This is a genomic window from Pseudomonas sp. G1002 (assembly GCF_013385455.1).
In the GTDB taxonomy this organism is placed as follows: Bacteria; Pseudomonadota; Gammaproteobacteria; order Pseudomonadales; family Pseudomonadaceae; genus Aquipseudomonas.
This window is the reverse complement of record NZ_JACAPY010000007.1, coordinates 20099-44170: the sequence shown is the minus strand read 5'-3', so window position 1 is coordinate 44170 and position 24072 is coordinate 20099. Positions and strand designations below refer to the sequence as shown.

Genomic DNA, 24072 nt, shown 5'->3' with positions numbered 1-24072 from the left:
CGAGACGCCCAATTGTATGTAAATTGAAACACATCGGTTGTGGTGGATTTGTAAAACAGTCAGCCGGATTGCGCGTTAATCCTGCTCACGTCGCCTGAATTGCCCTGGCGCCAGCCCGTGGGCCTTGCGGAAACACCGGGAAAAATACGCCTCGTCGGTAAACCCGCAGCGGTGCGCAATCGCGCCGATCATCTGCGGGCTGTTGAGCAGCAGCGTGCGCGCCAGTTGCATGCGCCGGTCGAGCACCAACTGGGAGAAGGGTTTGCCGGTTTCCTTGCGCAACAGGTGGGTCAGGTAGTTGGGCGACAGGAACGCCGCCGCCGCGGCATCCGTCAGGTTCAGCGACGGCTCGTGCAAATGCTCGCGGATGTAGCCTTGCACCCGGGCCAGGGCATCCTTGCGCCCACGCCGGGTGGCGTTGTTGGCGGCGAACGCCTGGAGCGGTTCGGCGTACTGTTGGCACACCAGCCCGATCAACTGGAACAGGTAACCCTTGAGCCGCTCCCGGGCGCCGAAGCTGCGGTGGGCGTCCAGGCTACGCATGTGTTCCAGCCAGGCTTTGACTTCTTCGAAGGCCGCGTCGTCGAGGATGAAGTCCAGCTGCTCCTGGAACCGGAACGGCGACAGCTCCGGCGCCTGGCCGATGGGGATGTCTTCCAGGTCCAGCGGATCGCAGGTCAGTTGCGGCAGGAAAAAACCCTGGCTGAAATTGATCAGCATGAAGTCGCCGTCGTCGGGATGGGGAATCACGTGCAGGCGATGGGGCAGGATAAAGGCCAGGGCCTTTTTCGGGAACGGGCGCACCGCACCGCCGATGTGCTGCACGGTGTCGCCACCCAGGTTGATCTGGATCTGGAAATATTCGTGGCGATGGGGACTGGTCAGCGCCGCCCTGCCCCGCTTGTCGCGGATGTAGAAGTCGGAGCGGTCGCTGCGTTGTTCCATGCCATAGGTGGTGATGCGGGTGCCGGGCATACGCGTTTCTCGGGGGGCCTGGGCACCACTGTAGCGTCAACCCTGGCCGAGGGTGAAGCTCAGTTCCGCCAGGCCGTCGATCCCGGCGGTCACCACATCGCCCGGTTGCAAGGCGCCAACGCCCGCCGGGGTGCCGGTGAAGATCAGGTCGCCGGCTTTCAGCGCCACGGATTTGGACGCATGGCTGATCACCTCGCTGACCGACCAGATCTGGTCCGCCAGGTCGCCCACTTGGCGTTGCTCGCCGTTGACCTTGAGCCAGATACGCCCGCTGGCCGGATGGCCGACGGCGCTCACCGGCTGCAACGGGGTGCAGGGTGCCGATTCATCGAAGGCCTTGGCCCATTCCCACGGCCGCGACAGCTTTTTCGCCTGGGCCTGGAGGTCGCGGCGGGTCAGGTCGATGCCCAAACCGTAACCCCAGATATGCGCAAACGCATCTTCCGGGGCGATGTCCACGCCGCCCTTGCCGATGGCCACCACCAACTCGACTTCATGGTGCAGGTCGGCGGTCAATGGCGGATAGGCGATCACGCCCTCGGCAGGCACCACGGCATCCGCCGGCTTCATGAAAAAGAACGGCGGCTCGCGGTCGGGGTCGTGGCCCATTTCGCGGGCATGTTCGCTGTAGTTGCGCCCGACACAGAACACCCGGCGCAGCGGGAAGCGGGCGTCGTCGCCGTGGATGGCGAGGGACGGGGTTTCGTTGGGAGTGATGACGTAGCGGGTCATGGCATGTGCCTCTTCGGTTACCTGGGGCCAGTATGCGGACTGGCTCCGGGGCGAAGTTGGACAGGCTTACGCAGATTTTGTACTGGGCGGTGCAATCATTTACGCGCCAGCTTGTAGCGCAAACAGTCCTGATAAAAACTCTGGCGAATCACTTCGGGCTTGACCCGCGAACGGCTGTCGTAGGTCTGCTCGGTGATGCCCATGGCCATCATGTGCATCCAGGGTTTCTTGAACTGGTAGGTCTTCAGCTTCTGCCGCGCGGCGTACAGCGAGACGCCCGACAGCTTCAATTCCTGGGCCCGGGCGGCGGTGCCAGCCCCCCAACTGCACATGTACTTGTCGTTGTCCCGCAGCTCCCGTGCCTCAACCGAAACCGCCCCACCCGCCAGGGAACAGGCGATCAGCATGATTCCAACATTGCGCATTTGCATCCCGCCTAACCACCTGAAAATAAAAGTGATTTTGGCGAGAATTTTGTTACAAAGGGGCCAGCAAATTGCCTTATCGGTGAATTTTCCGGCCTGAAACCGAACCGAGTAACAGCGTTGCCATTCAGGCATTTTGCCACTATTGGTTGCCGATGGCCCATTGCCTGACGATAATCGCGGCGCTCTCCCACACTCACGCAAGGAAACGCCGTGAAAAAGCTTCTACTGTTGACCCCATTGCTCGCGCTGCTGTTGCAAGGCTGCGGCGTCACCATGACGCAATACGAGCCGAACTTCGATAACGTCCAGGTCCTCAAGCAGGCAGCGCCGCTGCAACCCGTCAGCAATGCCCAGGTGACGGCCGCATCGGGCGAAGGCTCGTTGTCTGTACGTGCCAACCCGATCCGCTCGCCCAGTGGCAGCATCCCGGCGCATATCCAGGCTGCGATCACCCAGGAACTGCAACTGGCAGGCCTGCTGAACCCGCAAGCAGAACGTCATCTGCAAGTGCTGGTGGTGAAGAATTCGCTGTCGGCAGGCATGGGCTCCGGCAACGGCACGCTGGCCGCGCGGTTTACCCTGCTCAAGGGCAATGACGTGGTGTACGACGCGACCAAGGAAGTGAATCACACCTGGCCCAGTTCGTTCTTCGGGTTCATTGCGATCCCGAATGCCGCCAACGCCTACAACCCGATGGTGCGGGATTTGCTCAAGTCGCTGTACAGCGACCCGTTGTTCATCAAGGCGCTTAAGTAAGGCCTGGGCTGCGAGGATCGGCCACCCTGCCCTCGCAGCTGTTTCAAACGTTCAGTTACGTGTCACGCCCGTGGCACGCCGGCATCCAGCGCCGAATACTTCAGGTTATTACCGTCGACCATTTGCTTGAGCAGGGCATTGACCTGGCGGGTGAAGGTATCGGTCACCGCGTCTTTCGGCGTATTGGCCATCAACGGGATGAACCAGATGCCCATCCAGGTATTGATCGAGTCGTGGTTGGAGCCGGTGCTCAGTGCCTGGCCTTGTGCGTCCACCGATTCCAGCTTCATGGTGTACTGATCAGTCCCCAGCGCCGGAATGATGGTGAAGGTAAAGCCACTGATAAAGGCCAGTACCAGTTGGCCGCCACCCGGTGGATGGTTGTAGACCTTCAGGCGCAGGCTGTAATCGCCTGGCTGCTTCTGGAATTCATCCAGGGTCACGCGACCAAACAGGCCGGAGTCAGTCAGGACTTTCTGCAGCTGTGGCTTGAGCATCTCACGCGCTTGTGGGACTTCGGCCGCGGCGGCATTTGTCGGCTCGCCCTGGTAGAACTTGAAGTCTACGTAGACGTTCGGTTTGTTGGCGTAGCTGGCCTTCGACGGCAGCGTGACGGGTGCTACTTCGTCTTTCGTGAAGCTGGCGCAGCCGCCCATCGACAACGTGATCAGGGCCAACCCCAGCATTTTTCCAATGTGCATTACGACTTCCTTAGTGAATGGAGCGTCTCCATGGCCGGAGTTGCTGGGGGCGGATGATAAAGAGTGGGTGGGAATGTTAAAAGGCCATCTCCTAGAAATACCCGCTCGCAGGCAGCACTAGTTGGCGGAGACCAGTTTCAGGCCGATCACGCCGGCCAGGATCAGCACGATGCACAAAACCCGCAATGGCGCGGTGGAATCGCCCAGCAATGCCATGCCGAGGATCGCGGTGCCCGCTGCGCCGATTCCAGTCCACACTGCGTAGGCGCTGCCCACCGGCAGGGTGCGCAGTGCCATCGACAGCAGGATCACGCTGGAAACGCCGGTCACTACGGTGAGCAATCCGGGGGTGAATCGGGTGAAACCGTCCGAGGCCTTCATCGCGAACGCGAAGGCGATTTCAAGGATGCCGGCCAAGCCGAGCAGTAGCCATGCCATGGGATGAGCCCTCAGGAAATACAGTGGGTGTGTGGCGAGCAGCCCCGCCACACCGAATCAGCGTTGGCTATGCCTTGGCAGCTGCCGCTGGCGTGGTACGGAAGGTGATGCCCAGTCGGTTGAAGGCATTCATCAAGGCGATGCCGTAGGTCAGGTCAGCCAGTTCCTTGTCGCTGAACTCGGCGGCCGCTGCCGCATAGTCGGCGTCCGAAACATCACTGGCGGTCACGGCTTCGGCAAAGGCCAGCGCCACGCGCTCACGCTGGGTGAAGACTGCGCCAGCGTCGTGCCACACTGGCACCAGCACCAGCTTGTCCACGGCCAGGCCTTGCTTGAGCAGGTCCCGCGAGTGCATGTCGATGCAAAAGGCGCAGCCGTTGACTTGCGAAACCCGCAGGTAGACCAGGTCGATCAGCTCCTTGGACAGGCCGCTGTTTTGCAGGTAGACGTAAACCCCGCCGAACGCCTTGTAACCTTCAGGGGAAGCTTTGGAGTAGTCGAGACGCGTTGTCATGGTGAAATCCTGTAGCGGTTGGATGAAGCCGCCATCTTGCGACGCCATGGCCTACCCCAAAAGATCCATGATCTGGCTTGAGCGCTAGGCCATGGACCCGCGGACATGGCCTACTCTGAATCATGATTCTTGGCTCTTTGGCATGGGTCATGGGGTTCGTAGACTGAGGGCCATCCATCCAGGAAGCAACGCACCATGAATATCCTCCATGTCAGTGCCAGCCCTCGCGGGCAAGCGTCGGAGAGCAACGCCCTCTCCCTCAAGATCATTGAATGCCTGCGCCAGCGGCACCCGGACGCCGAGGTGATCCGGCGCGGCATTGCCGCCAATGCCCTGGCACCGGTGGACGAGGCTTATGCAACGTCCCAGCAGTCCCTCGTGGACGTCTCGTCCGAGGGGTCGATGGCCCAGTCCGAGCGGCTTGTTCAGGAGCTGGAGCTGGCCGACATTGTGGTGATCGCCACCCCCATGCATAACTACTCGGTGCCCGCGGCCCTCAAGCTATGGCTCGATCACATCGCACGGGTGCGCCGCACCTTCGATATCTCGGCCCAGGGCAAGATCGGCCTGTTACAGGACCGGCCAGTGTTCGTCGCGATCGCCTCAGGCGGGCGGTTTTCCGGGGAGCGCGCGCACCAGCCGGACTTCCTGACGCCGTACCTGAAAACCATACTGGGCATGATCGGCCTGCATGACGTGACCTTCTTCACCGTCGAAGGCACCGCTTCCCGCCCGGAAACACTGGCCCAGACGCGCCGCCAGACCGACCAGGCGCTGCACGATTATTTCGCCACCTGAACAGGACCCGCCGCCGGATGAGCACTTCGATCAAGGCCTTTTCACCGCTGGACGCCGGCGCCGCGGAGCCGATTTACCGGCAACTTTACTGGCGGTTCCGCAGCGCGATTGCCGACGGTTTGCTCAAGCCGGGCGAACGCATACCCGCAGCCCGGGCCCTGGCCAAGGAGCTGGGGTTGGCCAGGGGCACCATCGACACGGCTTATTCGCTGCTGGCAGCCGAGGGCTATATCCAGGCCCGAGGCCAGGCCGGCACGGTGGTGGCTGAAGGGATCAAGGCCAGCCTGCCGGAGCGCCCCATGACGGCCAGCGACCACAATGCCGTTCGGCACAAGGCCGCCGTGTTGCCGTTTCAAATGGGGCTGCCGGCGCTGGATGCGTTCCCTCGCAAGATCTGGTCGAAAATCGCCGCCCGCTGCGTGCGGGCCACCCAGGTCGCCGACATGGCCAACCCGTGCGTGTTCGGCCTGCACTCGCTGCGCACGGCGATTGCCAGCTACTTGCAGGTCGCCCGGGGCATCCACTGTTCGCCGGCGCAGGTCTTCGTCACCTCGGGCTATCGCAATACGCTGGGGCTGATCGCCCATGCACTGCTGGAACCGGGCGATCGGGTGCTGGTGGAAGACCCGGGCTACCTGTTCACCCGGCCGTTGCTGGATTACCTGAATATCAAGGCCATACCGGTGCCGGTGGACCCGGATGGCATGCAGGTATCCCGGGCCGTGCAACAGGGCAAAGGCGCCCGCGCCGTAGTGGTCACGCCGGCCCATCAAAGCCCGCTGTGTGTCTCGCTGTCCTTGCCCAGGCGCCTGGAACTGCTGGATTGGGCGAGTCGCCAGCAGGCCTGGATCATCGAGGACGACTACGACGGCGAATACCGCTACGTGAGCCGCCCGCTGCCGGCCCTCAAGAGCCTGGACCGCGACGGCCGAGTGCTGTACGCCGGAACCTTTAGCAAGGTGTTGTTCCCCGGCATCCGCCTGGCCTATCTGGTGGTGCCGGCAGCTCAAGTGGAACGCTTCGAACATGTCAGCCAGACCTTCCTCGGGGGCTGCCCGGAGCTGACCCAGGCGATCGTCGCAACATTTATGACCGAGGGGCATTTTGCGCGGTATATCCAGCGCATGCGCAAACTCTACGGTGAGCGTCGGGAGGCCACCGCCAGGGGCTTGCGCAAGGCCTTGGGCGAGCATATTTCGATTGACGCCCAGCCGGGCGGGATGCACTTGATCCTGCGCCTCAATGCACAACAGTCAGACCGCCTGTGCGTGGAACGCCTGGCGCAGGCCGGCATTTATGCAGAAGCCTTGAGCGACTGGAATATTCAAGGCCAGACCGGCCCCGGCCTGCTGCTGGGCTTTGCCAATATCGAGTCCGAGGCCATCGCCGAAGCCCTTGGAAAACGCATCCTGGACGCACTCATGGCCTGATCCGCCTGCGCGTTCTTGGCTCTTTCGCCCACCGGCGAGTGGCGCCATGCTGGACAGCTTGTCCTCACCCGCCTGGAATGCCCATGCCCACTCCCCTGCGCAGCCTTGCAGTTTTCTGCGGTACCAATTTCGGCTTCAACCCGCGCTATGCGGATGGCGCCCAAGCCCTCGGCCGGGAAATCGCCCGGCGCGGCATACGCCTGGTCTACGGCGGCACCCACAAGGGCTTGATGGGCGTGGTGGCGGATGCTGCGCTGGCTGAAGGTGGCGAAGTCATCGGCGTGATCACCGAGTTACTGCATGAACGCGGCCATTCCCACGCCGGGCTTACCCACCATGAAGTGACTCAAGACATGCGCAGCCGCAAGACACGCATGAGCGACTGCGCCGACGGTTTCATTGCCTTGCCCGGCGGGCTGGGAACCCTGGAGGAGTTGTTCGAGGCGGCCACGCTGACCCAGGTCGGCGAACACCACAAGGGCGTGGCGTGCCTGAATACGGAGGGGTTCTTCAACCCGGTGCGCGCCCTGTTGGATCACGCCGTGAAGGAAGGCTTCATGAAGGTCGAGCACAGCCAGATGCTGATGTTCAACGAAGACCCCGGCGCCCTGATTGATGCCCTGGAGCAGTGGCAGGCGCCGATGGTTTCCAAGCTGATTGAGCCGGTGGCGAACTAACGTTTTTCGGCCTTGGCGATGCTGCTCCCGAATCCTTTCGCCAAGGCCTTTTTATTTACCACTGATAGGTCGCACTGGCCTGCACGGTACGCTGCGAGCCATACCAGCACCACGAGTAGGAATAGCAGGACGCGACGTACTCTTTATTCGCCAGGTTGGTGGCGTTCACTGCCAGGCGCAGGTTGTCACCCTGACGATTGATGTGCGGGATGTCGTAGTGCACCGCTGCATCGAACAAGGTGTAGCCCGGCACCTTCAGGGTGTTGGCGGTATCGCCCCAGGAAGAACCGACATAGCGCGCACCGGCGCCTACGCCGAAGCCCTTCAGCGTGCCGTCGTGCAGGGTGTAATCCGCCCAGGCCGACGCGGTATGACGCGGCACCGCGTAGGTGGTGGTGCCTTCGGCCGCAATGGCCGGGCCGACACCGATGTCGCTGATGGGCGCATAACGCACGGTGTTGTTGGATTTGCTGATGCGGTTATCCAGGTAGGCATAGGCCGCAGTGATATCCAGGTTGTCGTTCAGGCTGGCCTTGCCTTCCAGTTCAAACCCGCGGGATTGCACTTCACCGTCCTGAATCTGGCAGCGGGAGCCGTTGCACAGGTGGGAAGCGTCCGGGTCCAGCGTCGGTACGTTGGTCTGGCGCAGGTCGAAAATGGCAGCCGTGATGAAGCTGTTGCTGCCCGGCGGCTGGTACTTGATGCCGATTTCCGTCTGCTTGCCCTCGGTCGGCTGGAACGTCGAACCGCCGTAGCCCGTGCCGGATTGCGGCTGGAAGGATTCCGAGTAGCTGACATACGGCGCCAGGCCGTTATCGAACAGGTAGACCAGGCCCAGGCGGCCGGTGAAGGCTTTGCTGTCCTGGGACGACTTGGTCTTTTTCTGGGTGGTCATCGCCAGGGTACTGTTGTCGGTGCTGGCCCAGTCATAACGCCCGCCCATCAACAGCACCCATTTGTCCCACTTCATCTGCTCTTGCAGGTACACCCCCGTTTGCTCGCTGCGCGAGGTGGCGTCGCTGGTGTACGCCGGCACCGGCACGGCCGCGCCGTAGACCGGGTCGAAAATATCCAGCGTAGGCCCTGCCGTGTACACGCCGCTGCCCGACTTGGTGTCGGTGCTGGTGTTCTGGTAGTCGGCGCCCATCAGCACGGTGTGCTGCAACGGCCCGGTGTCGAATTTGGCCTGCAACTGGTTGTCGAGGGCATAGGCGTCGATGTTCACGTCGCTGGCGATGGTCGAGCGGCGGATGGTGCGGTAATCGCTCTCCAGGTAGTTGCTGTAGAGGCTGCGGTATTGCCCTTCGCTGCGCAGGTAGCGCGCATTCTGGCGCACGGTCCAGACATCGTTGAAGTGATGCTCGAAGGCGTAGCCGATGGAGTAATACTCGCGGTCACTCTTCTCGAAGCTTTTCTCGCCGTCGTAGAAATCCACGTCGATCTTGCGCCCGGTCGGACTGTGCAGCACCGAACCCCAGGCCGGCATCGAACCGTAGGACGCGCCCTTGGGGTCCTTCTGGAAGTGCCCGAGCAAGGTCAGCGAGGTATTCTCGTCCGGTCGCCAGGTGAAGGCGCTGGACAGGGACTGGCGACGGGTTTCGGTGTGGTCGATCTGGCCGTCGGCATCGTCGAACAGGCCGGCAACGCGGTAGGAATACACGCCTTGATCGTCCAGCGGGCCACTCAAGTCAAAGGTCGTGCGCTTCTTGTTGAAGGTCCCGTACTCGACGCCGACTTCATGGAACGGCGTGTCGAGCGGGCGTTTGCTGACCATGTTGATCACGCCGCTGGGGGTGCCCTGCCCGTACAGCACCGACGCGGGCCCGCGCAGCACTTCGACGCGCTCCAGGTCGAAGGCGTCTTTTTGCGGCAAGGCATCCCGGCTCGAGGGCATACGCAGGCCGTCGAGGTAGGTCGCCGGGGTGAAGCCACGGATGGTCAACTGGTCGAGGCGCGAGGCGGTGGAGCCACGGGTTTCCGGGATCACGGCAGCGCTGTAGCGCAGGATCTGGTTGAGGCTCTCGGCGTTCTGCGCGCGCATCTGGTCTTTGGTGACCACGGAGATCGACTGCGGGGTTTCGATCAGTGCGGTGTCGGTCTTGGTGCCCGACAGGCTGCGGGTGGCCACGTAGCCAGACACCGGGCCGGTGGGGCTTTCCGACGGGTACGCGCCGCTGATGGTGGTGGCCTGCAACTCCATGGCGCCATCGGTGTGCGGGATGGCTTCGAGACGGTAGCGGTCGTCGGCGATCTTCAGGGCTTGCAGGCCGCTGCCGGCCAACACTTGGGCCAGGGCGGCGTCGGTATTGTATTGCCCGTTCAGGCCATTGCTGCGTTTGCCGCGGGTCAGGCTCGAATCAAAGGCCAATACCAGGCCCGCCTGTTCGGCGAGGCTGTTGAGGGCCTGGCTCAGGTCACCGGCGGGAATGGAGAACGCAGCGCTTTCAGCCGCGTAGGACGCTTGAACGGTCAGCAGGGGTACGGCGGCAAACGCCATCGCCACTGAAAGGGTCAATGGCTGTAAAGGACGAGCAAGGCGCGACATGAGAAGTCCTGGGAAATGGGGGTTCTATTAGTCATGACGGCCATGTCGGAAAATCGGGTATGAATGAGAGCAGTTTTTATTCAGACTTTTTACCGAGGCTTGATCACCACCACCAAATCGGTGAAGTACTCGACCTTGATCGGCAGGTTATCCGCCAGTGACGCCAGGGCCGCGCCGGTGTCGTCGAGCTTGAATACCCCGGACACGCGCATCCCTTGCAGCGCCTGCGGATCAAAGCGCACCAGCCCATGGCGGTAACCGGCGAGGGTTTGCAGGACCTCGCTCAGGGGCTGGTCGTCGACCTTGAGCAAACCACGGGTCCAGGCGTCCGGGTCGGCGTTGCCGATGGGTTGTGGGGTGCCGGCACGGCCGTCCTGGAGCGTGGACTTCTGCCCCGCCGGCACTTTCACGTTGCCTGCAGTGGTGCCTTTGACGGCCACGGTGGACTCGATCACGGTGACCACGGTCGCGCCATCCTCGGCCTTGCGCACCAGGAACCGCGTGCCCAACGCCGTGGCCGTGCCCTGGTCGGTGTGCACCACGAACGGCCGTTGCGCGTCCTTGGCCACCTCGACCCACATCTCGCCCTGCAGCAGTTCGATCACCCGTTGGTGGCCGTCAAACTTCACGTCCAGTGCCGAGTTGCTGTTGAGCTGCACCTGGCTGCCGTCGGTCAGTGCCACCTGGCGCCGTTCGCCCACGCTGGTGCGTTGGTCGGCCATCCACACCGGCAGGCGCTCAATCCCGGCCCAGCCGCACAGCAACACACCCAACAGCGCGACGGCCTGGGTGCTACGGGCGGCAAACCTTGTTTTCTGTGGGGCAAATGCACGGTTCAGGGCCATGCGCGCCGGGGCGGCGGGCAACTCGTCGAGGCTGCCCCACAGGCTGCGCATGCGCTCGATGGCGACGGCATGCCGTGGATCGGCCTGGCACCATTTCTCGAAGGCCGCGCGGTCGGCCTCGGTCACGTGGTCGTCGTGCAACAACGTCAGCCAGCGGGCGGCTTCACTGATGATCTGCTCGGAACTCACGACAGCGGGTCCGCCCCGTGCAGGGTGTGATAGCAATGCACCAACGCACTGGAGATGTAGTTCTTCACGGTGCTGGAAGACACCTGCAGTTGTTCGGCGATTTCGCTGTAGGTCAGCCCGTCGAGGCGACTGAGCAGGAATGCCTCGCGGGCCTTGGCGGGCAGGCCGATGAGCATTTCGGCAATGCGTTCCAGGGCCTGCAGTGCCACATGAATCGCCGCCGGGTCCGGCATGCCGGCATCTTCGCTCTGGATCGCCAGGGCTTCCATGTAGGCCTTTTCGATGCGCCGCCGACGCGCGCCATCGATCATCAAGCGCCCCGCCGTGGTGGCCAGGAAGGCGCGGGGTTCCTTGATGGTATGGGGATCGGCCAGCAGCAGGATGCGGATAAACGCGTCGTGGGCCAGGTCGGCGGCATGTTGCGAGCAGCCGAGTTTCTTGCGCAGCCAACCGTGCAACCAGGAATGATGGTCGCTGTAGAGGGTGGTGATGGTCTGCTGGCGACGGGTTGTATCACCATCAGCTACAGGAAAGTCATGCATGCGCAAAAATTTCTCAAACAAGAAAGATTACCAATTGCGCGAACGATGACAGTAAAACGAAGGGGGAGCAAGGATGGAGTGATGGGTTGCAATGAATCTGCGACTTGCTGTGCCCACCTTGAAAGCGACCAGTGCGCACGCGACACTTCTGCGACTCATACAAGGACATCACCCATGACAACCTTCGCCAACACGGTCTCCACCCGCGAGGCCTATCAACTGCTCAAGGACGTGGCATTAGAGGTTCGAACGCTGAAACCCGTCAGCTCCAGCGACGAGCAAATGGTTGTCGACATCGACGGCTGGCAGGTCACGCTGTCAACCTGCGGGACGGCTCTGGAGTGCTGCCTGCGCTGTATTGCACCGGATAACAGGCAAGGTTCACTGGACACCTGGCAACGTTACGGCACCAATCCGCTCGATCTGATGAGCCTGTGGGAGCGAACGCAGCTGCAGCGCCTGGTGCATGCAGCCTTCGTTCGCTGAACGTACGCTTTGCCCGCAATCACCCACTGCCAACATCAAACACTTTACGGGTTAACGCCAGCTCCAGGAAACCCCAGTGTAAACCCCCATGCCATCCCCCGGCGTCGACCGCGCCACGTCCAGCCCCTTGTCGTCATAACCCGGCGTGACCGTGTTCGCGTAACGCCGGTTGGTCAGGTTGCGCAGGTCGACCCAGGCTTGCCAGTCGTGCTTCGGCGCGTCGTACCCGAGCGTCGCGCCGAGCAGTGTGTAGGCCGCCGCGTAGTAGGAGTTGGCGTAGTCCACCGCGACCCGCGATGAATGTTCGCCATTGAGGCTGGTGTAGAAACCGCTAGGGTGGCTGTAGCGCAATTGCGCCTGGTAGTAGTGCCTGGGGATGCCGGGCAAGGTGTTGTCGCCGAAGCGGTCGTCGTTGCGGTAGTGGAAGTCGCTGTAGGTGTAGGCCTGGCGCAGGGCGAGCTGGCCCGTGCGGCCACCGTCCCACAGCGGGCTGATCAGGCTCAGCTCCAGGCCTTGGTGCACGGTTGGGCTGGCGTTGGATTCGGCGATTATTGCGGACGTGGTGGACGTCGCGGCCTGGGTTTCGACGCTGAGCAGTTCGTGGCGCACCTCGGAGCGGTACAGCGCCAGGTCCCACTGACCGAACCACGCTTCACCGCGACCGCCGACTTCCAGGGTGGTGGCGGTCTGGTTTTTCAGCTTTACCCCTTCACGTTGCAAACCGCTGGCCGGGCCGCTGCCCACGGGGAAGTACTTGTTGGAACCCCAGATCATCGACCACGCATGGGGCGGTTCCACCGAGCGACTCAGGTTGCCGTACACCTGCAATTGGGGGCTGAAGTCGTAGCGCAGGCCAACCCTGGGCGCGTAATCCCAATCGTGCTGGCTGACGGGTGTGTGGGTCTGCGGGTAGCTGACTTCGGTTTCACGACGGGTATAGATCGCCGCCAGCCCGGTGGTCAGCCAAAGGTCCGGCAGCAGTTCCAGGTCGTTGCCGATATGCAGCACGGTGTCCGAACCCAGGTAGCTGTAGTCGCGGGTCTTGGTGCCGGGTGTGTAGCCCGCCGTATTGCCGGTAGGGATCCGCACGAATTCCGAGCCACCGTTGTTCGGCATCGCCTGGGTGGTGCGCAGGCCGAGGGTGGTCTTGCTGTCACGCCCGAACAATGTGTCCTGGCGGATGTAATTCAGGGTGCCGCTGACGTCGGTGTAGGCAACCTTGAGACGGTTGGTGCCCTCGCGCAGGTCCATCGGATAATCGTGATACGCCAGCCCGACCTCGACCCGGGCGTTGTCGTCCAGGTGCAGGGTGGTTTTGTTGGCGATCCAGGTCGAGCCCGGTTGCGTGCGTTTCGAGTCTCGCGCCACGTTGAGGCTGGCGGCGGCGCGCGGGTCGTGGCTGATCTGGTCGCGGGTCAGTTTGCCGGGGGAATCGTTGTCGGTTTCGCGGTAGCGAAAGTAGAAGCGGGTTTCCAGGTCGGGGTTGAAGCGGTAGCCGAAGTTGGCCGCGATGCCCTTGCCGCTGCCGGCGCTGTGGTCCTGGAAACCGTCGTATTGCGAGTCGGTGAGGCTGATGTAGTAGTCGGCATCCCCCAGCACCTGGCCCGAGCTGATCTCTCGCTGGCCGTAGCCATGGCTGCCGGCTTCGTAGCGTACTTGCAGCCTGGGCGCGTCGTAGCCGGTGTGGGTCACGTAATTGACTGCCCCACCCAGGGCCAATGCGCCCTGGTCAAAACCGTTGGCGCCACGCAGCACTTCAACGCGGCTGAGCCACAACGGGTCCTTGAGTTCGTAGGGCGTGCCACCCGGGCCGGTCAGTGGCAGGCCGTCGAAGGTTTCATACAGGCCGGAAGCGTGGGCGCCCGGGCCCCGGTTGATACCCGAGCCACGGATCGAAAGCTTCACCCCTTCGTTGTTTGCCGCCTTGGCATAAACACCGGCCTGGTACTTGAATACGTCCTCGTTGGTGCTCACCCGCCCCTGATCGACGCTGCCCATGTCGATGTAGTTGGTAGCGCCGGGCACGCTCTTGAGCTGGACCTCGGCCAGTTCGTCGGCGCTGAGTTCGGCGCTGCTGACTTCGACGGGGGCCAGTTGCAGCGTGTCTTCGGCCTGGGTGGCCGGGCTGAAGCTCAGGGCGGCGCCAAAGCCCAGCAAGGGCCAGGCTTTTCGGGAGGTGAACGCAAACGCGGGGGGCATGGGGGTAAATCCTTGGAATTCGTTTTTGCGACGGGCTCGGTCCGGCACAAGGTCTGTGGTGGGAAGCCCGTGAAGCGCGGCGGGTCACCATTGATGAACGCACAGGTCCCCATCGGCGTTAAGTCCAAAATAGAATTACCAAATGCAAACTCAGTATTTATGGAAATAAGCGGCACCGATTACTGTAGAGCCATTGAGTCCCCAGAGATTTACGTCATGCAAACATCCGCCACCGTCATCGATTTCACCCTCCACCGCAAACGCCGCCAGGCTCGCGCAGCGGCTGAACTGATGTGGGCGATGTATGCGGCACGGGCCGGGGTCGCGCTGTTTACCGCACACGTCACCACGTCCAGCGATACCCGCCGGGCGTGAGGCGATGAATTTCCTGCACGCGATACCCGAAGTGCCCGACCTCCCCACCAAACCCAAGGACTGCAACAGCGGCGACGATGACGCCATCGGCCAGTGCGTCGCGCAGAACCTGCAGCGCCTGCGCAGTAAACGCTACCTGTCGCTGGATGCCCTGGCGCGCAACTGCGGCGTAAGCCGGGCGATGCTCGCGCAGATCGAGTCCGGGCGCAGCGTGCCGTCGATCAAGGTGCTGTGCAAGATCGCCAAAGGCTTGAAAGTGTCGGTGGCGGCGTTCCTGGAAAATCGAGCGTTCGAAGGGGTTGAGCTGCTGCCGGCGCAACAGAGCAAACGCCTGGTGAGTGCCGATGGCAGCTTCATCAGCCGGGCGCTGTTTCCGTACGATATGGCGCGCCAGTCGGAGTTCTACGAGATACGCCTGAGGGCCCTCGGCGAGGAGATTTCAGAAGGTCACGGGCCCGGGATCCAGGAAAACCTGGTGGTGGCCCAGGGCGTGCTGGAAGTCAGCGTCAACGAGGAACGCTACCTGCTGTCTACCGGTGACTCGATTTTGTTCTACGCCGACCAGCCCCACCGCTACCGCAACCCCGCAGACAGTGAGGCGGTGGCGTTCCTGGTGATCACCTACCCGGAACGCCTGGACTGAAACGCAAAAAGCCCCGGCACTCGCCGGGGCTTTTTAGATTTCACGCCAAACCAATCAGCAGGTGCAGCACATCATCGGCATGCCGTTGCAGCTCATCATCATCGGCATGGCGCAGTCGTTCATCATCTTCATCATCAGCATGCAGCAGTTGTTCATCATGTCCATGCTCATGCCAGGCATCGGCATCATCTTGCAGGTCATGCAGTCGGCTTCCATCTTGCATACCATGACGCACTTCATCATCGGCATAGGCATGCCCATCGGCATCATCATCGGCATGTTCATGGTCGACATGCTGTTCATCATCGCCATGCCGTCTTCAGACATGCACATCATCGACATGTTGGCGCACTGCATCATCATCGGCATGCCGCAGTTCATCATCATCGCCATCATTTCGGCGTTGTTCTTGAACATCGCCATGTCCATGCCCGCGGCCGGCTTCATGGTGCACATCATGGCCTCGTCGGTCATCTTGCAGGTCATGGTTGCCATCATCATCGGCATGCCCATCATCGGCATCATCGGCATCGCGTTGTTCATTGGCATCTGCATGGCGTTCATCATCTTCGAAACTCCGTAATCGACAGGAAATGAGTAAGTTCTGGGGCCGATTCTAGAGAGGCCGCACAACGGCGCAAGACGCTGACCCAGCAGCAGGAATAGACGCTGCATGGGGATTTCCCGGGGCGCGGCAGCGGATAATTCCGCGATGACAGATGCTTTGGCGTGATCACGCCGGCCGGCTCCGCTATCAGGGCCAAACCGGCGCGATGGATATGCGATTGGGGAATGGCCCCCAATCAGAAGGAAATAAACGATCTAACCACGGTAGAAATACCCGCTCATTCGGCGAAGAAGCGGTTCGCCGGACGCGGCAGCCCGAGGTTTTCCCGCAGGGTAGAGCCTTCGTACTCGCGCCGGAAGATCCCGCGCCCCTGCAACTCGGGCACCACCCTGGCCACAAAGTCATCGAGCCCGCCCGGCAGCCACGGGAACATGATGTTGAAGCCATCGCTGCCCTCTTCTTCCAGCCACTGCTGCATCTCATCGGCAATACTGTGGGCGGTGCCGACAAACGAGAGACCTGCATAACCGCCAAGACGCTGGGCCAATTGGCGCACCGTCAACTGTTCGCGATCAGCCAGCGCCAGTACCCGTTCGCGGGAGCTCTGGCTGGCGTTGGTTTGGGGAATCGCCGGGAGGTATTGGTCGGGATCAAACTTCGTCGCGTCGGTACCCAGCGCGATCGACAGCGAGGCAATCGCACTTTCGTAATGCACCAGGCTGTCGAGATGCGCACGAATCCGCCGCGCATCTTCCAGCGTATCGCCGACCACCACAAACGCCCCGGGCAAGATCTTCAGATGGTCGGGATGCCGCCCCACCGCCAGCATCCGGCGCTTGATATCGGCATAGAATTTACGCCCTTCCTCGAGCGTGCCGGGCGCCACGAAGATCACCTCGGCGGTTTCTGCCGCCAATTGCCGGCCGGGCTCCGAGGCGCCGGCCTGCACGATCACCGGCCAGCCCTGCACCGGGCGGGCAATGTGCAGCGGGCCGCGCACATTGAGGTAGCGGCCCTGGTGATTGAGGGTGTGCAGCTTGTCGGGGTCGAAGTACACACCGCTGTCGGCATCGCGGATGAAGGCATCATCGGCCCAACTGTCCCAGAGCCCGGTGACCACATCGTAGAACTCCCGCGCACGGGCGTAGCGCTCGTCGTGGGCATAGGCCTGCTCCAGGCCGAAATTCTGCGCCGCATCCGGGTTGGCAGTGGTGACGATATTCCAGCCGGCGCGGCCGTGGCTCAGGTGATCCAGGGACGCAAAGCGCCGGGCAATGTGGAACGGCTCGTCGTAGGTGGTCGAGGCCGTGGCTACCAGGCCGATGTACTCGGTGGCCTGGCTCAGGGCCGACAATAAGGTGAACGGTTCGAAGGAGGTGGCGGTGTGGCTGCGCTTCAACGCGTCGATAGGCATGTTGAGCAGGGCCAGGTGGTCGGCCATGAAGAACGCATCGAAACGCGCTTTCTCCAGGGTTTGGGCAAACTGCTTGAGGTGCGTGAAGTTGAAGTTGGCGTCACGGTAAGCGCCGGGATAGCGCCAGGCGCCGGTGTGGATGCTGACCGGACGCATGAACGCGCCCAGCTTCAGTTGGCGTTGAGTGGTCATGGAAAGCCCCTGATCGAGAGGGGCCCAGCATCGGATGGGCGAACGGCGTCTGTCTAATAACCAAAGGATCTGACTTATGCCTGCGCGGATCGGCTGTTGTAGTCCGCCAGAAATTCTTCGGAGGCGACATGGTCTGCCATGCCCCGCAGCTGCGCGGCCGAATCATGCCCCAGCACCTCCTCTACCCGGTTATTGGCGGCCGCCCAGTACACCAGCGCCTCACTGAACAGGGCTTCGCCCTTGGGCGTGAGCACGCAGCGTTTGGTGCGCTTGTCCAGGGCATCCGGGCGCAGCTCGACAATCCCGTCGCGCACCAGCGGCTTCATCGCATGGGTCAGCGCCGACATCAGGATCGCCAGGCGTCCGGCCAGCTCCTGCAACGTCGGCCCTGCCTGCTCATCCACCGCCGCCCACCGGGCGATTTCACCCAGCAAGCCGACCTGCGTAGCCTTCAGGCCAATCGGCGCCAGCGCTTCGTCATACAGTTGGCCCAGCCGCCGGGCGGCACGGCGCAGTGCGTTGTTGGTGCACGCCACGTCCCCCAGCAGGCTCAAAAGGTCGGCACGGGCATCAGGCTTGTCAGTCTTGTGTGTTGGCATTTTCAGATCCTCCATGCCGGTAGAATGATTGAGTACTAAACCATTGACAAGGACAAACGCCAAGCCTATAACTTGAGCCCTCAACAATATTGGTTGAGTACTCATCTATTGGAGCCGTTCATGTCGATCCCTGCTTCCACAAAAATTGCCCTGATCACGGGTGCTTCTTCAGGTATTGGCGCTGTGTATGCCGACCGATTGGCAGCCCGTGGCTACGACTTGATCCTGGTCGCCCGTCGTGAAGACCGCCTCGAAGCCCTGGCGGCGAAGATCACTCAAGCCTACGGGCGCCAGGTCCAGACCATCGGCGCCGACCTGGTAAACCCCGCGGACCTGGCCCGTGTTGAAAGCCTGCTCGCCGGCAACCCGGCGATCCAGGTGCTGGTGAATAACGCCGGCCTGGCCCGCCTGCATCCGCTGGCTCAATCCTCGGTCGAGGATTCCACGACCCAGATCGCCCTGAACATCACCGCCCTCACCCGCCTGACCCACGCGGCGCTGCCGGGCATGCTGGTGCGCAATGAAGGTTTGATCATCAACGTGGCATCGGTGTTGGGCGTGCACTCGCTGCCGGTCAGCTCGGTGTACAGCGGCACCAAGAGCTATGTCCTGGCATTCAGCCGTGGCTTGCAATCGGAACTGGCGGAAACCGGGGTGAAGGTGCAGATCGTGTTGCCGGCAGCCACCGCTACCGAGATCTGGGACGCGTCGGGCATTCCGCTTTCCGCCCTGGAACAGGAGTCGGTCATGACCACCGAAAACCTGGTGGACGCGGCACTGGCCGGGCTGGATCAGGGTGAGACGATCACCTGGCCGTCGGTGGCCGATGGTTCGTTGTGGGAGACCTATGATGCGGCGCGTGGTGCGTTGTTTGCGGCCACGCAAACAGGCAAGCCGGCGCCCCGGTATGGGATCGTCTGAGGCGCCAGCCGGCTTTATTGAATACCGATGGAAATACGCCGCACAGTCTGCTCCTCACGGGGCAGGCTGATGTCGCCTTCGTAGGTGCACTCGCGGCCGGTGCAGCTGTTTTCCACGGTCACCGGCGCAAGGCTTTTGACCGGAAAGCGCGGTTTGGGCTCAGCCTGCGGCGTGAGCGGTACAGCGCTGAGGACAGGTGCCTCGTAGGTCAGGTCCAGGCTGGACGCGTGGGCCTGGGTGGCCAGAACGGCGAGCAGTGCGCTCGCCATGACAGTCCTTGTAAACAACATCGAAATCTTTCCGGGCAGCAAAAAATGAAGGGGCAATGATAAACCCTTGAGCTGCCGGGTTGAAGTCAACGTGCCTGGACGGCAGGTTCCAGCACCAATACGTTGGAGGGGCCCGCACGGAATGTCGGGTTGTGCTTCGCGGCTTCCAGCATGTGCGGCGCTGCGTGGTGATCCTTGAGCGCCGCCTTTGAAGCCCACGTCTCGATCAACACAAAACTGTCGCTGTTGCCCTCGACCGGATGCAGGTCGTACTGGATACAACCGGCTTCGGCCCGGACCAGCGGAGCGAGCCCGGCAAAGGCCGCCAACTGGTCCGCACCCCGGCCAGGCTGGGTATTGATGATGACGACAAGCCGCACTTCATCGGACATAAACAGCACCGTTATCGATAAGGAAATTGAGGCGCCACAGTAAGGGATGCCATTCTCTGGCGCTATGAAAAATCTATCAGTAAGCTACTTTCACTGATTGGATTGAGTCAGCACTCAAGCCCTCCCCCTTTTCTGCACCCGGCGATAACCACGTGATCGAAGTAACCGAAGTTTCCATTGCCCAGCTGCGCACTGCGCTCGAATCCGGCCAGACCACGGCGGTTGAACTGGTCGAGGCTTACCTCGCCAGGATCGACGCCTACGACGTCCCCACGACTGCCACCGCGCTCAACGCGGTGGTGGTGCGCAACCCGCAAGCGCTGGAGGAAGCCCGCGCATCCGACGCACGCCGGGCCAGCGGCACAACCCTGGGCCCGCTCGACGGCATTCCCTACACAGCCAAGGACAGCTACCTGGTCAAGGGCCTCACCGCCGCTTCCGGCAGCCCGGCTTTCGCGAACCTGGTTGCCTACCGCGATGCGTTCACCATCGAGCGACTGCGGGCAACAGGCGCCATTTGCCTGGGCAAGACCAACATGCCGCCGATGGCCAACGGCGGCATGCAGCGCGGCGTGTATGGCCGGGCCGAGAGCCCGTACAACCCCGACTACCTCACCGCACCGTTCGCCTCGGGCTCCTCCAACGGCGCCGGCACGGCCACTGCGGCGAGCTTCGCGGCGTTTGGCCTGGCGGAAGAAACCTGGTCCAGCGGGCGCGGCCCGGCGTCCAACAATGGCCTGTGTGCCTACACCCCGTCCCGTGGCGTGATCTCGGTGCGCGGCAACTGGCCGCTGACCCCGACCATGGACGTGGTCGTGCCTTACGCCCGGACCATGGCCGACCTGCTTGAAGTGCTCGACGTCGTGGTCGCAGAAGACCCCGACACACGCGGCGACCTGTGGCGGATGCAACCCTGGGTGCCGATCCCCGGCGTCGCCTCGGTACGCCCGCAATCCTACGCAGACCTGGCCGCGACCGGCGATGCACTCGCCGGCAAACGCTTCGGCGTGCCGCGCATGTACATCAACGCCGACCCCGAGGCAGGCACCAGCGACGCCCCGGGAATCGGCGGCCCTACTGGCCAGCCAATCAAAACCCGGGCCTCGGTGATCGAGCTCTGGGAAGCTGCGCGCAAGGCACTTGAAGCCGCCGGCGCAGAAGTGGTCGAGGTGGATTTCCCGCTGGTCTCCAATTGCGAAGGCGATCGCCCGGGCGCACCGAAAGTGTTTACCCGAGGCCTGGTGTCCAAGGAATTCCTCCACGATGAATTGTGGGAACTGTCGGCCTGGGCGTTCGATGATTTCCTGCGGGCCAATGGCGACCCTGCGCTGAACCGCCTGGCGGATGTCGACGGCCCGAAGATCTTCCCCCACGACCCCGGCACCCTGCCCAACCGCGAAGACGACCTGGCCGCCGGCATGGACGAATACGTGCGTATGGCCGAGCGCGGCATCACGCCGTGGGACAGGATCAGCACCGTGCCCGACGGCCTGCGCGGCCTGGAACAGACACGACGCATCGACCTTGAAGACTGGATGGATAACCTGGGGCTGGATGCGGTGATTTTTCCGACAGTCGCCGACGTAGGTCCGGCGGATGCGGATGTGAATCCCGCGTCGGCGGATATCGCCTGGAGCAACGGAGTGTGGGTCGCCAACGGCAACCTCGCCATCCGCCATTTGGGCGTGCCGACAGTGACGGTGCCCATGGGCGTCATGGCCGACATCGGCATGCCGGTGGGGCTGACATTTGCCGGCCGGGCGTATGACGATTCGGCGCTGCTGCGATTGGCATCGGCCTATGAGTCGACGGGCAGCAAGCGCCTGGTGCCGCCGCGCACGCCGGCGCTGGTGGCTCGTCAGGACTGATTGATTTCGCTGCTGATCTTGCGCATCAACCGATCGGCTTCCGACCCGGGTTCAAATCGAAAGCCACGCATCTCATCGAGGAGCAGGCAATCGCTGATGGCCTCCCAAAGTTGCTCCTGGGTCGGCTTGTTGCGCAACAGTATGTATGAAAGCAGCAGGCGTTCGATGGGAACGCCTCGAATACAGGCCGTTTCAATGATTGCCAGCAGGATAAAGCGCAGTCGAACTTCCCGCTCCGTGGGCCAAACCGTTTTTCGCTTACCCAATGCCGGGCCTCAGTGTCAGGAAAAGCGTGAGGCTATGGCCCAGAGGGGTGGCGTTTCAAGCGCTGCATGGGGAGAAAGCCCTGCTCCTACACAAAACAGGGAAAAAGCCCACGAAATCACCCCGCAGATCAACAGCCTTTACCCACGCTTGCCCATCAACGGATCACTGATGCTATGCGCCCCCGTCTCGATTCGCCCCGCCACCCGCCGCACCCAACCATGCTCGTCGCGTAGCTTGAAGTCATACCAGCCTCCATTGGGCTGGCAGGAGAACGTGCGCTGCACACGACCGCCGCCCGCAATCTCGAGCAGCCACGGCCCCTGCCTGGTGTAAGGGCAACGCTCGATGGTGATTGAGGCCGCACGCTTGCCAGGGTTGACCAGGGTCAGCAGCAAGGTGTCACCGTGATACGCCAGGGATAACTCCGGCTCGCGACGCTGCAGGTGCCCCTTGAACGAACGGTGGAACCCATTCGGTCCCAACAGCCAAAGCTTGTAGGCACCCGCGACTTGCCAGGTGTCACTGAGGTGCTTGCCGGCTTCCACCGTGTAGCGGCGCGGTACCTCGTCCAGGTGCAGGCGGTCGTAGACGTGGAAGACCACGCCCTGTTCGCCATTGTTGAAGAAGTCCAGGCTCACCGAACTGGCGCGACGGTCAACCGAGCCTTCAACGTTCAACTGGTACGGCAGCGCCCGGGATGGCCGCGCCATTCGCGCCTGGAACGGCGCCTGTTGCTGGCCCACCGTCGGCAGGGCGACCTGGGGCAGTTGCTCCTGGCGTTGACGCAGGGAGTCGGCGGCCTGGCGGCTGATGGTGTGCAGCGGCGGCAGGGTCTCGGTGTTGGGGTTGACGAAGTTGAAGGCCGAGGTGAGGTCGCCGCACACCGCCCGGCGCCAGGCGCTGATATTGGGTTCGCGCACGTGGAAACGCTTCTCCAGAAATTGCAGCACGGAGGTGTGATCAAACGCCTGGGAATTGACCCAGCCACCACGGCTCCACGGCGACAGCACCAGCATTGGCACTCGCGGCCCGGGGCCGTACACCCCGCCGTCCGGCGCGGGTTGCTGGCTAGAGCCGGGCGGTGCCGGGTGGGTAAAAATCTCGCTGTCGAACTTCACCGTGGACTTGCCGGCAAAGCTGCCATCCAGGCGTTTGGACGGGGCTGACGGCGACGGCACGTGGTCGAAGAAACCGTCGTTTTCATCGTAGTTGACCAGCAGCACGGTCTTGCTCCACACGTCCGGGTTGGCGGTCAGTGCCTTGAGGATTTCCTGGGTGAACCAGCCGCCTTGCACCGGGCTGGAAGGCCCGGGGTGTTCGGAGTAATCGGCCGGCGCCACCAGCCAGCTCACCTGTGGCAGGCGCCCGTCGTTCACGTCCTTGCGAAAGCCCTGGATGATCGATTCCAGGTCGCTGCCGCTGACCGCCGGCAGGGTGTTGCCATTGCCTTTGTACAACGGCACGCGGGCGTTCAATTGATCGCTGTAGGGCACAAAATCCTTGAAGTCTTTCGGTGGCACGGCGGGGTTGCCGGCCGCGACGCTGGCCGCACGAAACTGGCGAAACCCGGCCAAGGGGTTGTCGCCAAAGTTATCCGGCAGGTACTGGTAAACCTTCCAGCTCACACCCGCTTCTTCCAGGCGCTCGGGATAGGTTTTCCAGGTGTAGCCCACGCCCACCGCGCCGGGGCCGTCCCATTCGTTGACCACCGCCGCCACATTTGCACCGGTCGGGCCGTTGGTGCCGGTCCAGTGGAACAGCCGATTGGGATTGGTACCTGCGTGTACCGAACAGTGGTAGGCGTCGCACAGGGTAAAGGTGTTGGCCAGGGCGAACTGGAACGGCACTTCCTGCTCACGGTAGTAACCCATCGAGGTGGGTGTCTTGAACGTTGGCCAGGCGTTCATCCGGCCGCTGCTCCAGGCGGCGTGCTCGTCGACCCAGGAATGCGGCGTGCCGCTGACCCGCTGCGCGTTGCCACGGGAGCTGTCCAGGTGATAGGGCAGGATCCGCCGCCCAACGCCCTGCTGCTCCCACACCCGGTGCCCGCCCGGCAGTGGAATGGTGAAGCGGTCACTGAACCCGCGCACACCCGGCAAGGTGCCGAAGTAGTGATCGAAGGAGCGGTTTTCCTGCATCAGGATCACCACATGTTCGACGTCCATGAGGGTGCCGGTGCGGTTGTTGGCGGGGATCGCCAGGGCCTGGCGAATGGAGTCGGGCAACAGGGTGTAGGCGGATCCGATGGCAGCTGCTTGCAACAACGTTCTGCGTGTAAGAGTCGGCATAAGACGATTCAATCCCTTGAA

Annotated in this window: 26 protein-coding genes; 10 read left to right on the top strand and 16 right to left on the bottom strand. The window is 62.6% G+C overall.

All coding sequences use genetic code 11. From position 1 onward, the window contains the following. Positions 1-75: 75 nt before the first annotated feature. The 3 genes from HX801_RS04020 to HX801_RS04010 form a co-directional block, all read right to left on the bottom strand. A complete protein-coding gene (locus tag HX801_RS04020; protein WP_177021639.1) occupies positions 76-975 on the bottom strand; it encodes an AraC family transcriptional regulator in 900 nt (299 codons plus the stop codon). A 36-nt stretch (positions 976-1011) separates the two neighbouring features. Beyond that, positions 1012-1707: a fumarylacetoacetate hydrolase family protein gene (locus HX801_RS04015; protein WP_177021638.1), complete on the bottom strand. Its 696-nt coding sequence runs from the start codon at positions 1705-1707 to the stop codon at positions 1012-1014. Positions 1708-1802: 95 nt separating this feature from the next. Then, on the bottom strand, positions 1803-2132 hold the full coding sequence (locus HX801_RS04010; protein WP_023658946.1) for a hypothetical protein: 330 nt from the start codon (positions 2130-2132) through the stop codon (positions 1803-1805). Positions 2133-2345: 213 nt separating this feature from the next. On the opposite strand from HX801_RS04010, the gene HX801_RS04005 reads away from it, so the two are divergent. After that, on the top strand, positions 2346-2891 hold the full coding sequence (locus tag HX801_RS04005; RefSeq protein WP_003219695.1) for a hypothetical protein: 546 nt from the start codon (positions 2346-2348) through the stop codon (positions 2889-2891). Positions 2892-2953: 62 nt separating this feature from the next. On the opposite strand, the gene HX801_RS04000 is transcribed toward HX801_RS04005, so the two are convergent. The 3 genes from HX801_RS04000 to HX801_RS03990 all read right to left on the bottom strand — a co-directional run bounded on the left by HX801_RS04000 (position 2954) and on the right by HX801_RS03990 (position 4544). After that, complete coding sequence (locus tag HX801_RS04000; RefSeq protein ID WP_003219694.1) at positions 2954-3592, bottom strand: hypothetical protein; 639 nt, start codon at positions 3590-3592, stop codon at positions 2954-2956. Positions 3593-3709: 117 nt separating this feature from the next. Further along, positions 3710-4030, bottom strand: a complete 321-nt coding sequence (locus tag HX801_RS03995) for a multidrug efflux SMR transporter (RefSeq protein WP_087693029.1) — start codon at positions 4028-4030, stop codon at positions 3710-3712. 67 nt (positions 4031-4097) lie between these two features. After that, entirely contained in the window at positions 4098-4544 is a 447-nt protein-coding gene (locus HX801_RS03990) for a carboxymuconolactone decarboxylase family protein (RefSeq protein WP_029615984.1), read from the bottom strand. A 195-nt stretch (positions 4545-4739) separates the two neighbouring features. Here HX801_RS03990 and HX801_RS03985 point away from each other — a divergent pair, with 195 nt between their 5' ends. The 3 genes from HX801_RS03985 (at position 4740) to HX801_RS03975 (ending at position 7449) form a co-directional block, all read left to right on the top strand. Beyond that, on the top strand, positions 4740-5342 hold the full coding sequence (locus tag HX801_RS03985; protein ID WP_177021637.1) for an FMN-dependent NADH-azoreductase: 603 nt from the start codon (positions 4740-4742) through the stop codon (positions 5340-5342). A 17-nt stretch (positions 5343-5359) separates the two neighbouring features. Next, positions 5360-6772, top strand: coding sequence for a PLP-dependent aminotransferase family protein (locus HX801_RS03980; protein WP_177021636.1), 1413 nt, complete (start codon positions 5360-5362; stop codon positions 6770-6772). A gap of 77 nt (positions 6773-6849) precedes the next feature. Further along, positions 6850-7449 (top strand): TIGR00730 family Rossman fold protein, encoded by a 600-nt coding sequence (locus HX801_RS03975; protein WP_177021635.1) that lies wholly within the window; start codon positions 6850-6852, stop codon positions 7447-7449. Positions 7450-7504: 55 nt separating this feature from the next. Here the strand turns inward: HX801_RS03975 and HX801_RS03970 are convergent, their stop codons facing one another. From HX801_RS03970 to HX801_RS03960, 3 genes are all read right to left on the bottom strand, one after another. Next, positions 7505-9994, bottom strand: a complete 2490-nt coding sequence (locus HX801_RS03970) for a TonB-dependent siderophore receptor (protein ID WP_177021634.1) — start codon at positions 9992-9994, stop codon at positions 7505-7507. Positions 9995-10083: 89 nt separating this feature from the next. Then, entirely contained in the window at positions 10084-11028 is a 945-nt protein-coding gene (locus tag HX801_RS03965) for a FecR family protein (RefSeq protein WP_177021633.1), read from the bottom strand. Further along, entirely contained in the window at positions 11025-11570 is a 546-nt protein-coding gene (locus HX801_RS03960) for a sigma-70 family RNA polymerase sigma factor (protein ID WP_102605591.1), read from the bottom strand. The genes HX801_RS03965 and HX801_RS03960 overlap by 4 nt, the downstream gene beginning before the upstream one ends. Positions 11571-11744: 174 nt before the next feature. On the opposite strand from HX801_RS03960, the gene HX801_RS03955 reads away from it, so the two are divergent. Further along, positions 11745-12056 (top strand): hypothetical protein, encoded by a 312-nt coding sequence (locus HX801_RS03955; RefSeq protein WP_102605590.1) that lies wholly within the window; start codon positions 11745-11747, stop codon positions 12054-12056. Between the two features lie 51 nt (positions 12057-12107). Here HX801_RS03955 and HX801_RS03950 read toward each other — a convergent pair whose 3' ends face one another. Continuing rightward, positions 12108-14255 (bottom strand): TonB-dependent receptor domain-containing protein, encoded by a 2148-nt coding sequence (locus HX801_RS03950; RefSeq protein WP_177021632.1) that lies wholly within the window; start codon positions 14253-14255, stop codon positions 12108-12110. 216 nt (positions 14256-14471) lie between these two features. Here HX801_RS03950 and HX801_RS03945 point away from each other — a divergent pair, with 216 nt between their 5' ends. The 3 genes from HX801_RS03945 to HX801_RS32195 all read left to right on the top strand — a co-directional run bounded on the left by HX801_RS03945 (position 14472) and on the right by HX801_RS32195 (position 15856). Then, a complete protein-coding gene (locus HX801_RS03945) occupies positions 14472-14630 on the top strand; it encodes a hypothetical protein (RefSeq protein WP_003219684.1) in 159 nt (52 codons plus the stop codon). 4 nt (positions 14631-14634) lie between these two features. Further along, positions 14635-15273, top strand: coding sequence for a helix-turn-helix domain-containing protein (locus tag HX801_RS03940; protein ID WP_177021631.1), 639 nt, complete (start codon positions 14635-14637; stop codon positions 15271-15273). A 61-nt stretch (positions 15274-15334) separates the two neighbouring features. Next, positions 15335-15856, top strand: a complete 522-nt coding sequence (locus HX801_RS32195) for a hypothetical protein (protein ID WP_177021630.1) — start codon at positions 15335-15337, stop codon at positions 15854-15856. A gap of 262 nt (positions 15857-16118) precedes the next feature. On the opposite strand, the gene HX801_RS03930 is transcribed toward HX801_RS32195, so the two are convergent. Continuing rightward, complete coding sequence (locus tag HX801_RS03930; protein WP_177021629.1) at positions 16119-17447, bottom strand: LLM class flavin-dependent oxidoreductase; 1329 nt, start codon at positions 17445-17447, stop codon at positions 16119-16121. 74 nt (positions 17448-17521) lie between these two features. After that, positions 17522-18046: a MarR family winged helix-turn-helix transcriptional regulator gene (locus tag HX801_RS03925; protein WP_003219677.1), complete on the bottom strand. Its 525-nt coding sequence runs from the start codon at positions 18044-18046 to the stop codon at positions 17522-17524. Between the two features lie 120 nt (positions 18047-18166). On the opposite strand from HX801_RS03925, the gene HX801_RS03920 reads away from it, so the two are divergent. Further along, entirely contained in the window at positions 18167-18967 is an 801-nt protein-coding gene (locus HX801_RS03920; protein ID WP_102369415.1) for an SDR family oxidoreductase, read from the top strand. A gap of 14 nt (positions 18968-18981) precedes the next feature. Here the strand turns inward: HX801_RS03920 and HX801_RS03915 are convergent, their stop codons facing one another. Both HX801_RS03915 and HX801_RS03910 read right to left on the bottom strand, forming a co-directional pair. Continuing rightward, positions 18982-19236, bottom strand: coding sequence for a hypothetical protein (locus HX801_RS03915; RefSeq protein WP_003219674.1), 255 nt, complete (start codon positions 19234-19236; stop codon positions 18982-18984). 86 nt (positions 19237-19322) lie between these two features. After that, positions 19323-19628 carry a putative quinol monooxygenase gene (locus HX801_RS03910; protein ID WP_003219672.1) on the bottom strand — a complete coding sequence of 102 codons (306 nt, stop codon included), beginning with the start codon at positions 19626-19628 and terminating at the stop codon, positions 19323-19325. A gap of 152 nt (positions 19629-19780) precedes the next feature. On the opposite strand from HX801_RS03910, the gene HX801_RS03905 reads away from it, so the two are divergent. Then, positions 19781-21496, top strand: a complete 1716-nt coding sequence (locus tag HX801_RS03905; protein ID WP_177019761.1) for an amidase — start codon at positions 19781-19783, stop codon at positions 21494-21496. Here the strand turns inward: HX801_RS03905 and HX801_RS03900 are convergent. After that, positions 21487-21762 carry a hypothetical protein gene (locus HX801_RS03900; RefSeq protein ID WP_008436022.1) on the bottom strand — a complete coding sequence of 92 codons (276 nt, stop codon included), beginning with the start codon at positions 21760-21762 and terminating at the stop codon, positions 21487-21489. The genes HX801_RS03905 and HX801_RS03900 overlap by 10 nt on opposite strands. A 138-nt stretch (positions 21763-21900) precedes the next feature. Further along, complete coding sequence (locus tag HX801_RS03895) at positions 21901-24051, bottom strand: phosphocholine-specific phospholipase C (RefSeq protein WP_177019762.1); 2151 nt, start codon at positions 24049-24051, stop codon at positions 21901-21903. Positions 24052-24072: the final 21 nt, after the last annotated feature.